Genomic DNA, 15,412 nt, shown 5'->3' with positions numbered 1-15,412 from the left:
CGCCTTGTTCCTAGGACGGCCGCCAGTGCGGCGATCTCATCGAGCCCCGGAACGATTCGTCAATATTACGGCGAGAGGCCGCAGATGGCGTTAGTTCAGCAACCTGCAATGGCCTTTTTGTGGTTGACGCGGTCTCGTAGTGTTCATGCCGCCCGGCCGCGGGCAGGCGCCCGGAGCGGTGCCCGACCGACGGCCGTATCGCCTTCGAGACCGTCCCGGGTGCCACCTACCTCATCCACCACCGCGGGGAGTGACGCCACCACGAGACGCCACACGCGCGGGGCGGCGCTCTGCGCCGCACCGTCCCTGCCATCCATTACGGCGGACGGACGGCCCCCGCCGCTCGGCTAGGCTGATCGAGTCGGTCCGTCGGGGCGACCCTTCGCTCTTTCGAGGCCCTGAGGTGAGGGCGCGGCGACGGGCAGGCGGCACGACAGGCCAAGGAGGCCCACATGCGGGTGGCACGCTGGTTCGCAGCCGCCGTCGCGGTGGCGCTGCTCCTCGCTGCGTGCTCAGGGAGGGACGAGCCGCCTCGCCCGACCGGCGCCATAGGGGTCGCCGCGGGCAACCCAGGTGGTGTCTACGCGGACTACGGCGCAGGATACGCCGACCTCCTGGGGCGCCGGCTGCCCAAGACGTCCGTCCAGGTGCTGCATACCGGGGGCAGTGTCGACAACCTGCGCATGGTGGCCACTCGCCAGGCGGACTCGGGCTTCGCTCTCGCCGACTCCGCCGCGGATGCCGTCACCGGGCGCCCGCCCTTCTCCAGCCCGCTGCCCCTGGTGGCCCTCGCCGCCCTCTACGACAACTACGTGCAGCTGGTCGTCCGAGCGGACAGCCCCATCCACGGCGTGCGGAGCTTGCGCGGGCGGCCGGTCTCTCTGGGCGCCGAGGGCTCCGGCACCGCCCCGATCGCCGAACGCATCCTCGACATCGCCGGGCTCACCCCGGACAAGGACCTCACCGCGTTGCGGCTGGGCGTGCGCGAGTCGGCAGCCGCCCTGGACGCCGGGCGGATCGACGCCTTCTTCTGGAGCGGGGGCCTGCCCACCGAAGCGATCACCGCGCTGCGCCGGACCACGTCCATCCGCCTGGTCGACCTCGGCGACGTCGTCGGGGCACTGACCCGTTCCTTCGGCGAGCTCTACACCGAGACCACCGTGCCCGCCGCCGTCTACGGGGCGCAGAGCGCGGTGACCACGGTGACCGTTCCGAACTTCCTGGTGGTGCGGCGGGACATGCCGGACGCGGACGCGTACTGGCTGACCCGGCTGCTCTTCGAGGGGCAGGCGCCGCTCATCCGCGCCCACCCGGAAGCCCGGCGCCTCGACCGGCGTACGGCGATCGCCACCCACCCGCTCGATCTGCACCCGGGCGCCGCCCGCTGGTACCGCGAGGCGCACCCCTGAGGGCCTGTTCAGGCCGGATCAGTGGTCGGGACGGCGCCCGACGGGGCAGGCGCGGCAGGCAGCCGTACGGTCGCGGCGAGGCCGTGCGGCACCGTCGTCGCCAGGCGCAGCTCGCCGCCGCCCGCCTCCACCACCGTGCGGGTGAGCGCCAGGCCGAACCCGGTGCCCGGGACGTTCTGGTGCCGGGGGCTGCGCCAGAACCGCCCGCCCGCCTTGGCCAGCTCCTCCGCGGACAGTCCGGGGCCGGTGTCGCGCACCGTCACCTCCACGGTCCGGCCGCCCCTGTCCTCCGCCCGGGCGCCACTCGCGTCGTCACCGTCCGGGACGCGGGTGACCGAGATGTCGACGGGTGTGCCGCCGCCGAACTTGAGCGCGTTGTCGAGCAGGGTGTCCAGTGCGTGGTCCAGGCAGTCGGGAAGGCACAGCGCACCCACCCCGTCCGGCACATCCGCCGTCAGCCGGACACCCGCCCGCGCATAGGCGGCCCGCCACGCGTCGACCCGGCGGCTCACCACCGCGGAGACGTCGACCGGGCCGCGTTCGGCCTCGGACGCCTCGGCCCTGGCCATGCGCAGCAGGGCGTCCAGGATCTCGCCGAACCGGTCCGCCTCCTCCACGGCGAAGTGCAGCTCGCTCAGGCCGCGTTGGTCGTCGACGAACTCCTCCAGGTTCTCCACCCGCAGCCGCAGCGCGGTGAGCGGGTTGCGCAGCTCGTGCGACGCCTGCGCGACAAAGGCGCGTTGCTGTTCCTGGGAGGCGTGCATGCTGTCCGCCATCACGTTGAAGCTGTTGGCGAGGCGACGCAGCTCAGGCGCCCCTTCCCGTTCCGAGACCCGGGTCTTCAGGCGGCCGAGGGCGACCTCGTGCGCGGCCCGGTCCAAGTCCTCGACCGGGTGGAGCACCCAGCGGACCACCGGTGCCGCGACCGCGAGCACCACGACGATCAGTGCCGCCAGGCAGCCCAGCGCCACCAGCGTCAGATGCTCGGCCACCGCCGCACGGGGGCGGTCGGTCGGCGAGACGATCACGGCGGCGCCCAGCACCCGGCCGTCCCGCTTGACCGACTCGGCCAGCACGAACGCCTGATCGTCCCACGGCCAGACCACGCTCGGCTGCTCCGGCGGCCGGTCCGCCAACGCCAGCAACAGCGCACCCCGCACCGGCGGCGTATCCAGGTCGACGGGCCGGGAGGCGACCACCACCCGGCGGTCGGCGTCCACCACCACGACCCGGGAGTCGTAGAGCTCGTCGTAGCGGTCGGCGGCGGCCTCCAACCGGCCGGTCCGCCCCGACTCCAGGGCCGAGGCGGCCGTATCCGCGAACCACGCCGTGTCCTCGACCCGCCCGATGAACGAGGTCTGGAACACCCGCTCCGCCGAAGCCCGCACCAGTGGCCCGCCGAGTGCGACGATCAGCCCGGCGACCAGGACGAAGACGATGACGAGGAGTCGGCGCCGCATGGTGGCGTCCTACCCGTCAGCCGGCCCCGGCGGCGAGGCGGTACCCGTAGCCGCGCACGGTCTGCACCAGCCCGCTCGCCCGCCCCAGCTTGCCGCGCATGGTGGCCACATGGACGTCGAGGGTGCGGGACATCCCCTCGTACGTCGTCTGCCACACCTCCACCACGATGCGGTCTCGGGGGACGGCGGCGCCGCCCGCGCGGGCCAGCAGCGCCAGGACGTCGAACTCCTTGCGGGTCAGGGCCACCAGCCGTCCGTCCACGGCGACCGTGCGCCGACCCAGGTCGATCTCGACGCCGTCGACGGTCAGCCGTCCGGTCTGCTCCGCGCGATGGCCCATGCTGCGGCGGAGCACGGCCTCGATCCGTGCGAGCAGCTCGGCGGTGCCAAACGGCTTCACCACGTAGTCGTCCGCGCCGCTGCGCAGGCCCCGGACCCGGTCGGGTTCGCCTCCGCGCGCGGTCACCGCGATGACCGGAACGCCGCCCCGAGCCCGCAGCTTGCGGCACACCTCGATCCCGTCCCGGTCAGGCAGGCCGAGGTCCAGCAGGACGAGGTCGACCGGAGGGGCGGCCAGCGCGTCGGCCGCAGTGGCCGCCCGCCGCACGTCGTACCCATGGCGGCGCAGGGCACCCGTCAGGGCGCCGGCGACCCGGTCGTCGTCCTCGACCAGCAGGATCCGCACGCTGCCTCCCGGTTCGCCGGGCCCGCCGGGGTATGCACCGCTGCCGCCGAGCCGCAGCGGCCAGCCAGGGGCCGCAGTGGGGGCCACACGGCCCATGAGAGCCACAGCGTGTGCGGCCGGCGCCGACGTGACCCTCGTCACGAAATCCTAAACCTGTGTTAAGTCATCACGCGGATTCTGTTGCCGGCTTGTGACCGCTGCCACCGTCGGGGCCTAGACGAAACGTCCCCGTCCCGTGGCAGGAGTGGCCGAGATGAGCAGCGCAACGCCATCGTCCGAGTCGGCGCAACCCACCGTCGAGGAACTGGTGGCCGAATACGATCAGGAGCGGCCGGCTCGCAAGCTCTCACCCCGGGTGGCCGCCGCCGTGGCCGTGGTGTGCGTCGCGCTGTCCGTCTTCGTGCTCTACGCGATCTTCTTCCCCCTGCGGAAGGGTGGTCAGTACCACCTCACGATCTTCCTCGCCGTGAGCCTGCCGCTCATCTTCCTCACCCACCGTGGCACCGTGCGCGTCCCGGCGGTGCGCCTTCCCTGGCGCCGCTGCCGCCCGACGCCGGCCGACGCGCGACCGGCCGCCTCTCGGGACGATCCCGGATGGTTCGACTGGATGGTGGCCACCGTCGCTCTCGCCGTCTGCGTCTACCCGTTGCTGGACTTCGACGGCTTCCTGGAGCGGCGGCAGCTGCCCACCTCGCTCGACGTGGCGGCCGGAGTCGTCCTGGTGCTGCTGGTTCTGGAGGCCTGCCGACGGACCACCGGGTGGGTGCTGCCGGCCTTCTGTGCGGCCTTCCTGCTCTACGCCTACTACGGCGGACTGCTGCCCTACGACTGGTCGCTGGCGCATGGCGGGTTCGACATCGACGCGATCGCGGCCCACCTCTTCATGGGCACCGACGGGGTCTACGGCATACCGCTGAGCGTGGCCGCCACCTACATCGTCCTGTTCACCATCTACGGCGCAGTCCTCGACCTCTCCGGAGCCGGCACGTTCTTCATCGACCTGTCCTTCGCGGCCTTCCGCGGCTCCCGCAGTGCCCCGGGGCGGACGGTGACCGCCGCGGGCTTCCTGCTCGGCACGGTCTCCGGCTCCGGCACCGCCACCACGGTGAGCCTGGGCTCGGTCGCCTGGCCCATCCTGCGCCGGGCCGGCTACGGCAAGGAGCAAGGCGGCGGGGTGCTCGCCGCCGCTGGGATCGGTGCGATCCTCTCCCCGCCCACTCTGGGCGCCGCGGCGTTCGTCATTGCCGAGTACCTCAAGGAGAGTTACCTCACCGTCCTGCTCTACGCCCTGGTGCCCACGCTCCTGTACTACTTGGGCATCCTGCTCGCGGTCGAGATCGACGCCCGCAACCATCGGGCGCAGGCCGTCGAGTCGGAGCGCACGGAGCGCGCTTCGGCGCTGAAGCTGCTGGGCCGGTTCGGCTACCACTTCCTGTCGCTTTTCTTGATCGTCGGCTTCATGGCGCTGGGCCAGCCACCGTTCAAGGCCGTGGTCTACGCGACGGCTGTGCAGTTCGTGCTCTCGTTCCTGGACCCGCAGCACCGGATGACGCCACGGCGGTTGTACGCGGCGCTCGCCGAAGGCAGCCGATCGGTGCTTCCGGTCGTCGCCACCTGCGCTGCGGCCGGGGTCGTCGTCGCGGTCGTCACCCAGACGGGGCTCGGTCTCAACCTGGCCGCGATCATCGTCGACGCCGCCGGTGCCGTCGGCGACAACGCGACGGTGAAACTGGTCCTGACGGTGCTGTTCGCAGCGGTCTCGGTGTCGGTTCTGGGGCTCGCCGTCCCCGTCACCGCCTCGTTCATCATCGCCGCGGTGATCATCGCGCCGGCCATGACCTCCCTCGGGGTCGCCACCCACGAGGCGTACATGTTCATCTTCTACTACGCCGTGCTGTCCGAGGTCAGCCCGCCCACGGCGCTCGCCGCCGCGGCGGCCGCCGCCATCACCGGGGGCCATCCGATGCGCACCATGATGGCGACCTGGAAGTACTCCCTGCCCGCGTTCCTGGTGCCGTTCGCCTTCGTGCTCACCGACAACGGGGCACGGCTGCTCGGCGAGGGAAGCCTGTCGGGCGTCATCTGGACCACGGCCGTCTCCGCGGTCGCGGTCGCCGCGCTGGCCGCGGCCACCGGAGGCCGGCTGCTGGGGTCGGCCGGACCGCTGGAGCGCGGGCTGTGCGCCGTCGCCGCGCTCCTCCTGCTCTACCTCGAGCCCGTCTCGATCACCGCTGGATCGGCGGTGCTCGCGCTCGCCCTCGGCATCCACCTGGTGCGCCGCCGACAGCGGGCCGGGGCGCTCCCCGCCGCTGCCTTGACCCGGGAAGAAGCACTCCTCACGAAAGGACACCTCCCCTCATGAGACATCGCCTGCGCGCCGCACGCCTGGCGGCCGCTGCCCTCGTCATAGCCCTCGCCGCGACCGCCTGCGGGGGCAAGCAGTCAGACGGGAAGGGCGGCAGCGACCACGGCGGCCGACTGACCATCGCCACTGGGAACACCACTGGCGTCTACTACCAACTCGGCGGCGGCCTCGCCAAGTTGATCTCGGACGACATCGATGGCTACCGGGCCATCGCAACCGCCACGGGCGCGTCCGTGCAGAACATCCAGGGCCTCGAGGCGGGCACGTACGACATCGCCTTCTCGCTCATGGACACCGCCGGCGACGCCGTGGAGGGGAAGGACACGTTCACCGAGCCACAGCCGCTTCAGGCTCTGACCCGGCTCTACCCGAACTACACCCAAGTGCTGGTCCGGGCCGACTCCAACATCAGGTCCGTGAAGGATATGAAGGGCAGGCGCGTCTCGACCGGTTCGCCCGGCTCCGGCACCGAGGTGATCGCCCGTCGGCTGCTCAAGGCCGCCGGACTCGACCCCGACAAGGACGTGCAGGCGCAGCGGCTCGGTCTGCCGGAGACCGTGGACGCCATGAAGGACGGCACCGTCGACGCGCTCTTCTGGTCGGGTGGACTGCCCAGCGGTGGCATCACCGACCTGACCACCACGCTGAAGAAGAAGGTGCGTTTCCTGGACGTCACCCCGCAGCTCACCGCGCTGAAAGAGGAGTACGGCGACGTCTACAAGTCGGGCACCATGCCGGCGTCGGTGTACAAGCAGCCGGACGACGTTCCGACCGTCGTGGTGGACAACGTGCTGCTGGTGAAGGATGACTTCGATCCCAGCCTCGCCGCGGAGATCGTCAAGCTGATCTACGGTAAGAGGGGCGATCTGGAGAAGGTGAACCCGGCCGCGGCCGAGATCGATCCCGCGAAGGGCGGCCGGACGCAACCCGTTCCGCTGAACCCCGGTGCCGAGAAGGCCCTTCAGCAGATCGCCGGGAAGCCCTGAGCCTCGCTCGCTCAACACCGACCTGAAGGCGGAAGTTGACGGCGGGTCTGAAACGCGGACGGCCGGGACGAGCCCGGAAGGCAACGTTGTGCGGGGCCGAGGCTCGCCTCGCCCCGCACACGTGGGTATCGCCACGCCAGCAGGCTCGGACTTGTGCGTCTCAGTCACGCGATCTTGCCCTTCCGAAGGGGCGGTGGTCATCGCCCCGCCGCCCTCTCAGGTCACGGACTTACAAGATCTTCCTGACGGGCCCCGCTCCGTATACTCTGTCAGCCGGTCGATCTGCGCGAAACATTTACCGAGAAGTGCGCCCTCCGTCCCGGTCCGTTGCGATAACCGTAGGGTGACTGCTCAGGTCCCTGATTGCGCGTGCGCGGATGGCAGCCAGAGGTTTCCGGCGAAGAGGTCGCGGAGGGCGGCAAGGGGGTTGAGGCCCGTGCTTGCGGGCGACGGAGAGTTAGGCGCGCACGGTCAGCCAGCGGTTCGTGCCTTTAAGCGTTACGAGTTGCTCGTCTTGCAACAGAGTTTTGACCCGGTCGGCGAACGGTGCCGGCACGGACTCGGCCCGCGTCGGGGCGCTCGCGGCGAAGCCCTCGGAGATCGAGGTGCCGGCAACATGCCCGCGCGCGCAACCCAACTTCAGCATCCGGTACGCGGTCACGATCAGCCGTGGGGTCGAAGACCTGGCCCCACACGCACCCCGAGGGCGTCGCGTCCACGGCGATCGGGCTCCCGCATCGCAGACGACGCCTGGTGAGGCCCACGGACCGACCAACGAACCGACTATGCCCAGGTCACACAGGGGCCTGAGCAGTCACACCGTAGGAGAGACATGTTCAGTCGCCCCTACCTGCGCCTGCAGTCCATTGTGCTTGGCCTCGTCATACTCGGCGCGGGGTTCATCGCGGGCTCTGGACCCATCACCAAAAAAGTGGACACGACAAGAATCACGCTGGGGGTCACCGCGTGGCCCGGCTGGTTGCCGTGGCAGGTCGCGAAGGAACGGAAGTTATTCGCCCGGCACGGCGTCAATGTCGAGCTGAAGTACTACAGCAATTACACCGACAGCCTCCTCGCCCTGGAAACCGGCGCCCTCGACGCCAATAGCCAAACGCTGAACGACACACTCATCTCAGTCAGTGCCGGAGCGAAAGAGAAGATTGTTCTCGTCAACGACAACTCCACCGGCAACGACAAGATCATTGCGCATGGCGGCATCACTAGTGTCGCCGGCCTTAAGGGTCGGAAGATCGCGGTTGTCCAGGGAACCGCCAACCACTACCTGCTGCTGCTCGCCATCAAGCAGTCAGGGCTGGACCAGAAGGACGTGAAACTGCAACCGCAGTCCACCGGGGAAGCGGCAGCGGCGGCGTTCGCGGCTGGTGAGGTGGACGCGGTCAGTGCGTCAGCGCCGTTCACCACGAAGGCTCTGCAGCGTTCCGGCAGCCATGCGATCGCCACGTCCGTCGAGTTCCCCGGTGCCATACCCAACCACCTGGTGGTCAGGCCTGATCTGATTGACGAGCACCCGGAGTTGGTGCAGGCCATGGTCGACACGTGGTTCGACACACTTGAGTGGATCAAGAACCACAAGGAAGCCGCCATCGACATCATGGCCAAGGCGAGCGGCGTGGGCATCGATGAGTACAAGACCTATGCCGCCGGAACAACCCTCTTCACGCGGCGACAGGCACTCGACGCGTTCACGCCTGGTACGACTCCCAAGCACCTGAACCACCAGGCTGCCCAAATCGCCGAGTTCATCGTCGACGCCGGCATGGTCGAGAAACGCCCCTCATCGGCCGGTCTGCTGGACGAGCGGTTTGTCAAGCAAGCGTCAGATTGACCACAGCGGGCGGACACGGTGTAGCCCGCACCGACCAGATCAGGAATCGAGCCATGAACCTCGTCATAACCAGGATCGCGATAGCGCGACCGCCACCCGGCTCCCTGTCAGCGCAGCACCGATGCCACCGGTTACGCAGGGATCTCCTGCTTCTGCGCAGGAGATCCGAGCCAGTTCCTCGTCGCTTCTCGACTCTCAAGGGCAGTCGATGACCATGACAAAATCCGCCACGCCACACAGCCCGCGGTACAGGCCACGCCGACGTGCCAAGCAGATCTACGGAATGATTCTCGCTGTCGTGCTGCTCGCACCCGTGGTCTATATGTTCGGCCAGCTCTGGATGTTGAACCGGAACGCGGCCGAGAGCGTGGCGACCGAACGCGCCGCCACCGCCTACGCCCGGCCACTCAGCAGGCTCTTAGGCGCACTGGTCGACGTGCGGAGCGCGGCTGTACGGGCGGAGATCGTCGATGTCTCCAAGCTGAAAGCCGCCGCCAAGGAGGTCAACGGCGTCGACCGCCGATTCGGCGATCTGCTGCAGGCCGGGCAACGGTGGGATCGGCTGTCCGACGAAATCGACAGCACACTCGCCCGGAACACCAGTGGTTCTGCCGCGTTCCGTGCGTATGCCGCGCCGGTCGCGCTCACTCAGGCGCTGCTCACCCGGATCGCCGACTCGTCCCAGGCCAGCGGCCGTCCCGCGAGTTCGTACCCGCTGCTCGACGTGGCGCTGCGCCGGCTCCCCGATGTCGTCGTGTCCGCGGACGAGGTGGCCGCGCTGGCGTTCATGGCTGACAGCGCAGCGGGCACCACGTCGGCCCAACCTGCCCGGGCCGCCGCCCAGTCCGATCCCCGATCGGCGGTCGCCGAAGATCGGCTCGCCCGGGCCGCTGGCGGAATCGGCGTCTTGCTGCGGGCCGGCTCCGGCCAGACGGCCGGCCACGTTGCCGATCTCCGCCTGCTCGCACCGCTTGACACATTCGTCTCCGCAACGGACCGGCTGAGCCAGGCGACAGCCAGGCCCGGCGGGTCGGACAGTGGCGCCCGTGACAGTATCGACGGGGCGAGTGCCCGGGCGAAGAGGGCGGCACTCGCGCTGGAAACCGGGGTACTCAACACCTTGGACACCCAGCTGACGGCGAAGGCTGCGGAACACACCAGGCACTACCGGATTCTGCTGCTCGTCGGCGCGGTCGTCCCGCTGGCCCTCGGGGCTCTACTGTGGCTGCGGGTACCCGCGCCAGCAGCACCTGGTGCCGGCGCTCCCGGCGACAAGACCGTTGACCGCGGTCATCCAGCCGACGCCGCACAAGTCGGACCCGACCGTCCCGAACGCACCCCCGACTTTGCGGACGCATGAGCTGCTAACGACCCAGTCGGTAAACGCGCAACGCGCGGCAGAAACGAGGGGAACGACAGGACCGTGCTGATCATCGACAGGCTTCGGGTCCGGGGGAAGCTGAACCTGCTGCTCCTGCTGCCCTTGATTGCCGTCGTGTTCGTCGCCGTGCCGTTCCTCGCCGGCCAGATCCAGAACGCCGGATCAGCGAAGACCACGGCCGACTCCGCTCGCACGACGCGTCAGCTGGGCACGCTCATCTGGGAGTTGCAGCGGGAGCGGCTGATCACCGCCGGATATCTGGCCGACCGGGACGCCGAACCGACGACCATGCTGCTTCAGCAACAGGCCGTCGAGGACAGCGCCGAGTCCGTGCGCCGGTCGCTGGGCTCGAATGCTTCCGACGAGTTATCCGGCGCGTTGGTGCGCCTGGGCTCGCTCGCCGAACTTCGCCAAAGCGCCCGGCACCGGGGCGCGCCGCTGGACAGCGTCGCACGCGCCTATCACGCGGTGATCGACGCGCTGATCGACGCGCTGCGGCTGGTACCGCAGCGAACCAGTGACGCCGAGGGGACGCAGCAGCTCACCGCACTTGACTCGATGCTGCGCGCCCATGAGGAGAGCGCGCTGCGTGGCATGGCGCTCATCGCCGCGGCGGTCAACCCTTCAGCCGGCGGGGAACTCTTGACCCATGCGTCGGCGCAAACGCAGATGTTCACCGAGCGATTCGCTCAGCAGGCCGACGTCGACCAGGCGGCGCTGGTCGTGCTCGTCGACCAGGGGGAGACGGCGCGTCGAATCGACGATCTGGCGCAACATCTGCCCGACCCTCGCGACCCGGACGCGGTCCAGACGTTCGCGCGTAGAGCTCTCGCCGGAGCCGAGGCACAGGCGGGGCTGCGCCGACTTGCCCAGGACCGTGTGTCCAGCCAGATCACCGACGCCGCCGTGGGACGTGCGGACGTCGCCAGCACCACCGCATGGACGGTGGGTGTGGGGACCGCGGTGCTCTTCGCGCTGGTCATTGCTCTCGCAGTGATCATCAGCCGGTCGATCGCCCATCCCTTGCAGCGCCTGACCCGTGCCGCCAAGGTCGTGACCGACCTGACCAATGCCGAACTGATGCGGGTCACCGATGCCGAACAGAGGGACGAGCAGTCGCCTCGGTTGACCGCGATCGACGTGCTGTCCAGCGACGAAGTGGGCGAACTCGCCGGTGCGTTCAACCAGGTCCAGGCCACCGCAGCCCTGCTGCTGGAACGGCAGGTCGTCACCCGCCGCAATGTCAGCCTGATGTTCGCCAACGTGGCGCGGCGAACGCAGAATCTGGTGCGGCGTCAGCTCATCCTCATCGACGAGCTCGAACGCGATGAGCAGGACACCCGCCTGCTGAGTGAGCTGTACCGGTTGGACCACCTGTCCAACCGGCTGCGGCGGAACGCGGAGAACCTGCTGGTCGTCGCCGGGGCCAAGGACGAGAACCGGATCGCCGCGCCCGCACCGCTCGCCATGGTCCTGCGCTCGGCGCTCGCCGAGATCGAGGACTACCGGCGGGTCAACCTCCATACGCTGCACGAGGGGACCGTGGCCGGTCCGTTGGTGTCGGACCTCGTCCTGGTCTTCGCCGAGTTGCTGGAGAACGCGACGGCGTGCTCACCACCGGATTCGACCGTGGACGTGCGTACCACGCTGAGCGACGACGGGTGGTGCCAGGTCAGCATCGTCGACCACGGCATCGGGATGGCACCGCAGCGGTTGGCCGAGGAGAACCGCAGGCTGGTGGAGCGCGAACGGCTCGACATCGCACCGACCAGCGTCCTCGGCCTGTTCGTCGTCGGTCGGCTCGCCCGTCGGCACGGACTCGCGGTCGAGCTGGTACCGACGCCGGGCCAGGGCATCACCGCCACGGTCGCCATTCCGCCTTCGCTCTACTCCCCGGGCACCGCCGCGGCACGGTCCGTACCGGAGCAGGTGCCGTTCGCCCCTTCCCGGCGGCCGGCCATCTCGCCACCGCGTACCGCTGCCGCCACGGCACCGATCGTTCCCGGCAGTTCCTCGCGGTCCGCGACGGAGACGGCACAGCCGCAGACAGCCGCACGGGATGCGGCCGCCGAGTGTGTGGAGGCCAGTCCGACCGTGTCGGCGGGCGAGGCGCCAGCAGCGGTGGGGGCGGAGGAACGTCGAGAGTCTCTGAAGCGCCGGGTGCCGGGCGCACAACTCCCTGTCCCTGAACCACCGTCGCCCGACCAGTCAACTGCGGGTCATGTGCACGACGCGTCCGCGTTGCGTACCGCGATGGACGGTCTCCAGAGCGGGTTCGCACGAGCCGCCGACTCGCCGGGTGCCAGCACGCATTCGGCGCCACCGGTACGTCGCACGCCCGGGGCCAGCCTGCCACCCGGCCTCCGCCACTCACCCCCCAGCACCCCCGCCCGCCGGGTGACTGCCGCACCGCAACGTGATCCCGACGCCGAACGCATGGCTTATGACGGATTTGCCACAGCCTGGGCGGAAGCCAAGGAAGAGCCCGACTCCGAACAGCCATGATTCGCAACCACCTCGCAGGGAGAGAGCAGACGATGACTGCGCCCGGATTTGATGTCAGTGCCGAAGCGAAGAACTTCAATTGGCTGGTCAAGCGTTTCACGGACGACACCGCGGGCGTGCACGCCACGATGGCCGTCTCGTCGGACGGTTTGCTGATTGCGCTGTCACCCGAGCTGGAGCGGGCCAACGCTGACCGTCTCGCAGCGATTTGCTCAACGACGCTCAACCTCGCCCATGGCGTAGCGGAGTCCTACCCGCTCGGCGAGCCGGACAAGGTAGTGATCGAACTCGCCCAGGGATATCTGCTCATCTGCACCCTGAGTATGGGCTGTGTCCTGGGTGTGCTGGCGTCCAACCAGGTGAGTTTGGGCACCGTCGCATACGAGATAGCGGTGTTCGCCAACCGGGCCAGCGAAGCGCTCTCACCCGGCCTCATCAAGGAACTGAAGCACACCGTGGGATCCTGAAGCCGATGCTGGACGACAAACTGGGCGGTGTCGATGAGCCATCGTCCAGCGAAGTGAGATCGCATTCCGCCACGCGTGGAGATCCCGGCGACGCCGCACCTGAACCGGACGCTGCCGTTTCACGACTGCCGCCGTATCTGCTGACGTCCGGGCGTGCCGAGCCGGTGGACCACACGCTGGAGATCGAGTCGCAAGTCATGACAACGGAACTGGGTAGGACGGCCCCGTTGTCGTTCGAGCAGCGTGACATCGTGGAGCTGTGCGCGACATCGATGTCGGTCGGTGAGGTGGCCGCCAGCCTCCATCTGCACATCGGTGTCACCCGGGTGCTCGTGGCCGACCTCGCGGCGCAGGGTTATCTCCTCGTCCAACGCCCGAGCTTGCCGTTCTCGCAGGACACGAACGTGATTGAGAGGGTCATCCGTGGGCTTAAAGCTCTCCGCTGAGCGGCGGTCCGGTCCGCAGCGGCCGCCGATGCCCGTGAAGATCGTCATCGCCGGTGGTTTCGGGGTGGGCAAGACAACCGCGGTATCGGCGATCTCCGAGATCCGCCCGCTGAGCACGGAGGCCCTGCTCACCTCCGTCGGCGCCACGACCGACCGCACCGACGAGGTCCCAGCGAAGACCTCAACGACGGTCGCGCTGGACTTCGGTTGCATCACCATCGACGAGAGTCTCAAGCTGTACCTGTTCGGCACGCCGGGGCAGGAGCGGTTCGGCTTCATGTGGCGCGACCTGTCCCGCGGGGCGCTCGGCGCTCTGGTCATCGTGGACGCGCGTCGTATCAGTGACTGCTATCCCGCAGTCGACTACTTCGAGAAGCTGGACTTGCCTTTTGTGGTGGCCATCAACCTCTTCGATGGCGAGCTGAACCATGACCTCGCAGAGCTGCGGTGGGCACTGGCGATCGACGACGGCACGCCGCTCATCACCTTTGACGCACGCGACCGATTGTCTGTCCGGGACGCCTTGATTACGGTGCTCCAACACACCTCGAAACGCAGGCAGGCCCGATAGCACCCAGCTCGGCCAGCTCGAGAGAACTGGCCGAGCGGTCGCGTGCGGAGTGACTAGATTTTGCTCCAGTTCTTCGGGAAGCCGGGCATCTTCTGGCAGCCGCAGGTGGAGAAGAACAGTGGCGGCATGCCCGGCGTCAGATATTTAGGCAGGGTATCGGAGGTGATGACCGGCTGGGGCAGGATCCACTCCTTGGGCACCTGCTTGCCGGACAGGATTTTCGTGGCGGCGATGACGGCTGTCCGCCATTGATAGACCGGGTACGTGGGGGCTACCGCGGTCAGCTTCTTCTTCTGCCACAACGCCAGGAAGTCTTGCTGGTCCTCGGCGGTCAACGGCGGGACCGGTTTGCCGGCAGCCATGAACGTCTCGGCCACGGCCACGCTCGCGAACCCGGCGTCCAGCCACACCCCGTCGAGCTTGCCGTACCGCTTCAGATACTTCTTGACGATGGTCTTTGCCTTGGCCGGGTCAGCGTTGTTGAACTCCACGCCGACGACATCAACGCCTTCCCGCTCGAAGATGACCTTTGCTGCCGCCCACCGGTGCTCCAGCACGTCCACATCGGGCAGCAGCCGCAGTGCGAGCACCTTGCCCCCCTTGCCGACCTTCAGCGCGATGAACTCGGCCGAGGCCGCGCCGAAGGCGTACCCGCCGATCGGGTGCACGAACGACACTGGACAGTCGGTTTTGACTCCTCGGTCGAACACGATCACCGGTACGCCGCTTTGGCAGGCCCGTTCCACCGCGGGAGTCAGCGCGGTTGTGGTGCTGGGCGACACGATCAGGGCGTCGCATTCCTTGGTCTGCAGGTCGGCCAGGTCGGAGATCTGCTTGTCATTCTTGCCGCCTGCATCGACGACGGTGAACTTGCTGATCTCCGGGTGGAGTTTCGCCTCCGCCTTCATCGTGGTCAGGCCGTTCACCCGCCACGGATTGGCCAGGTCGGCGTTGGAGAAACACACGTGCCAATTACCGCCCGGTTTGGCGTACTTGCTGGTGTCCACCAGGGACGGTTGGATCATCTGCAACCACGGTGTCGCCGGGTCTCCTTGGGGGGCGATCCGGCGCTGAGCCATCTGCTCATTGAAATCAGCTTCGTTGAAGTATTTCGACTGGCCGGTCTTTTTCTTGGCGGCGGTGCTCGGCGCTTTGCTCGGTTGGCCGGCGCTCACCGGCTGGGTGCTGCTGCACGCGGCAGTCGCCAGGGTCGCGACGGCTAACGCAACGATGAGTGCTGTTCCGCGTATCGGCATCGGGTTCCACCTTTTCCATCTTCGGTTAGTGCATC

Annotated in this window: 13 protein-coding genes; 9 read left to right on the top strand and 4 right to left on the bottom strand. The window is 68.6% G+C overall.

What is annotated here, in order from left to right:
• Nucleotides 1-452: 452 nt before the first annotated feature.
• On the top strand, nt 453-1,409 hold the full coding sequence (locus ACTWQI_RS05205) for a TAXI family TRAP transporter solute-binding subunit (RefSeq protein WP_443267848.1): 957 nt from the start codon (nt 453-455) through the stop codon (nt 1,407-1,409).
• A gap of 8 nt (nt 1,410-1,417) precedes the next feature.
• On the opposite strand, the gene ACTWQI_RS05200 is transcribed toward ACTWQI_RS05205, so the two are convergent.
• Together ACTWQI_RS05200 and ACTWQI_RS05195 are read right to left on the bottom strand one after the other, a co-directional pair.
• Nucleotides 1,418-2,869: an ATP-binding protein gene (locus tag ACTWQI_RS05200; protein WP_443267846.1), complete on the bottom strand. Its 1,452-nt coding sequence runs from the start codon at nt 2,867-2,869 to the stop codon at nt 1,418-1,420.
• Nucleotides 2,870-2,885: 16 nt separating this feature from the next.
• A complete protein-coding gene (locus tag ACTWQI_RS05195; protein ID WP_443267936.1) occupies nt 2,886-3,554 on the bottom strand; it encodes a response regulator transcription factor in 669 nt (222 codons plus the stop codon).
• A gap of 253 nt (nt 3,555-3,807) precedes the next feature.
• Between ACTWQI_RS05195 and ACTWQI_RS05190 the strand changes: the two genes are divergently transcribed.
• Together ACTWQI_RS05190 and ACTWQI_RS05185 are read left to right on the top strand one after the other, a co-directional pair.
• On the top strand, nt 3,808-5,916 hold the full coding sequence (locus ACTWQI_RS05190) for a TRAP transporter permease (protein WP_443267844.1): 2,109 nt from the start codon (nt 3,808-3,810) through the stop codon (nt 5,914-5,916).
• Nucleotides 5,913-6,905: a TAXI family TRAP transporter solute-binding subunit gene (locus ACTWQI_RS05185; RefSeq protein ID WP_443267842.1), complete on the top strand. Its 993-nt coding sequence runs from the start codon at nt 5,913-5,915 to the stop codon at nt 6,903-6,905. Before ACTWQI_RS05190 ends, ACTWQI_RS05185 begins: the two co-directional genes overlap by 4 nt.
• A gap of 457 nt (nt 6,906-7,362) precedes the next feature.
• Here ACTWQI_RS05185 and ACTWQI_RS05180 read toward each other — a convergent pair whose 3' ends face one another.
• Nucleotides 7,363-7,566, bottom strand: a complete 204-nt coding sequence (locus ACTWQI_RS05180) for a hypothetical protein (RefSeq protein WP_443267841.1) — start codon at nt 7,564-7,566, stop codon at nt 7,363-7,365.
• A gap of 171 nt (nt 7,567-7,737) precedes the next feature.
• On the opposite strand from ACTWQI_RS05180, the gene ACTWQI_RS05175 reads away from it, so the two are divergent.
• The 6 genes from ACTWQI_RS05175 (at nt 7,738) to ACTWQI_RS05150 (ending at nt 14,121) form a co-directional block, all read left to right on the top strand.
• Nucleotides 7,738-8,751 (top strand): ABC transporter substrate-binding protein, encoded by a 1,014-nt coding sequence (locus tag ACTWQI_RS05175; RefSeq protein ID WP_443267839.1) that lies wholly within the window; start codon nt 7,738-7,740, stop codon nt 8,749-8,751.
• Between the two features lie 283 nt (nt 8,752-9,034).
• The gene (locus tag ACTWQI_RS05170) at nt 9,035-10,111 is read left to right on the top strand and encodes a hypothetical protein (protein ID WP_443267838.1); all 1,077 of its coding nucleotides are present in this window, start codon (nt 9,035-9,037) and stop codon (nt 10,109-10,111) included.
• A 63-nt stretch (nt 10,112-10,174) separates the two neighbouring features.
• On the top strand, nt 10,175-12,637 hold the full coding sequence (locus tag ACTWQI_RS05165) for a nitrate- and nitrite sensing domain-containing protein (RefSeq protein WP_443267836.1): 2,463 nt from the start codon (nt 10,175-10,177) through the stop codon (nt 12,635-12,637).
• Between the two features lie 32 nt (nt 12,638-12,669).
• Entirely contained in the window at nt 12,670-13,104 is a 435-nt protein-coding gene (locus ACTWQI_RS05160; RefSeq protein WP_443267834.1) for a roadblock/LC7 domain-containing protein, read from the top strand.
• 5 nt (nt 13,105-13,109) lie between these two features.
• Nucleotides 13,110-13,550 (top strand): DUF742 domain-containing protein, encoded by a 441-nt coding sequence (locus tag ACTWQI_RS05155; RefSeq protein ID WP_443267832.1) that lies wholly within the window; start codon nt 13,110-13,112, stop codon nt 13,548-13,550.
• A gap of 28 nt (nt 13,551-13,578) precedes the next feature.
• Nucleotides 13,579-14,121: a GTP-binding protein gene (locus tag ACTWQI_RS05150; RefSeq protein WP_443267830.1), complete on the top strand. Its 543-nt coding sequence runs from the start codon at nt 13,579-13,581 to the stop codon at nt 14,119-14,121.
• A gap of 53 nt (nt 14,122-14,174) precedes the next feature.
• Here the strand turns inward: ACTWQI_RS05150 and ACTWQI_RS05145 are convergent, their stop codons facing one another.
• The gene (locus ACTWQI_RS05145; protein WP_443267828.1) at nt 14,175-15,377 is read right to left on the bottom strand and encodes a substrate-binding domain-containing protein; all 1,203 of its coding nucleotides are present in this window, start codon (nt 15,375-15,377) and stop codon (nt 14,175-14,177) included.
• Nucleotides 15,378-15,412: the final 35 nt, after the last annotated feature.

Source organism: Streptomyces sp. KR80 (assembly GCF_052245555.1).
Classification (GTDB): Bacteria; Actinomycetota; Actinomycetes; order Streptomycetales; family Streptomycetaceae; genus Streptomyces.
Note: the sequence above shows the minus strand (reverse complement) of the source record. Positions and strands in the feature narration are given on the sequence as shown.

Excerpts from the sequence above, each read along its gene's own strand:
- ACTWQI_RS05205 (WP_443267848.1), top strand. The coding sequence starts at position 453 with ATGCGGGTGGCACGCTGGTTCGCAGCCGCCGTCGCGGTGGCGCTGCTC.
- ACTWQI_RS05200 (WP_443267846.1), bottom strand. The coding sequence starts at position 2,869 with ATGCGGCGCCGACTCCTCGTCATCGTCTTCGTCCTGGTCGCCGGGCTG.
- ACTWQI_RS05190 (WP_443267844.1), top strand. The coding sequence starts at position 3,808 with ATGAGCAGCGCAACGCCATCGTCCGAGTCGGCGCAACCCACCGTCGAG.
- ACTWQI_RS05185 (WP_443267842.1), top strand. The coding sequence starts at position 5,913 with ATGAGACATCGCCTGCGCGCCGCACGCCTGGCGGCCGCTGCCCTCGTC.
- ACTWQI_RS05175 (WP_443267839.1), top strand. The coding sequence starts at position 7,738 with ATGTTCAGTCGCCCCTACCTGCGCCTGCAGTCCATTGTGCTTGGCCTC.
- ACTWQI_RS05170 (WP_443267838.1), top strand. The coding sequence starts at position 9,035 with ATGATTCTCGCTGTCGTGCTGCTCGCACCCGTGGTCTATATGTTCGGC.
- ACTWQI_RS05160 (WP_443267834.1), top strand. The coding sequence starts at position 12,670 with ATGACTGCGCCCGGATTTGATGTCAGTGCCGAAGCGAAGAACTTCAAT.
- ACTWQI_RS05155 (WP_443267832.1), top strand. The coding sequence starts at position 13,110 with ATGCTGGACGACAAACTGGGCGGTGTCGATGAGCCATCGTCCAGCGAA.
- ACTWQI_RS05150 (WP_443267830.1), top strand. The coding sequence starts at position 13,579 with ATGCCCGTGAAGATCGTCATCGCCGGTGGTTTCGGGGTGGGCAAGACA.
- ACTWQI_RS05145 (WP_443267828.1), bottom strand. The coding sequence starts at position 15,377 with ATGCCGATACGCGGAACAGCACTCATCGTTGCGTTAGCCGTCGCGACC.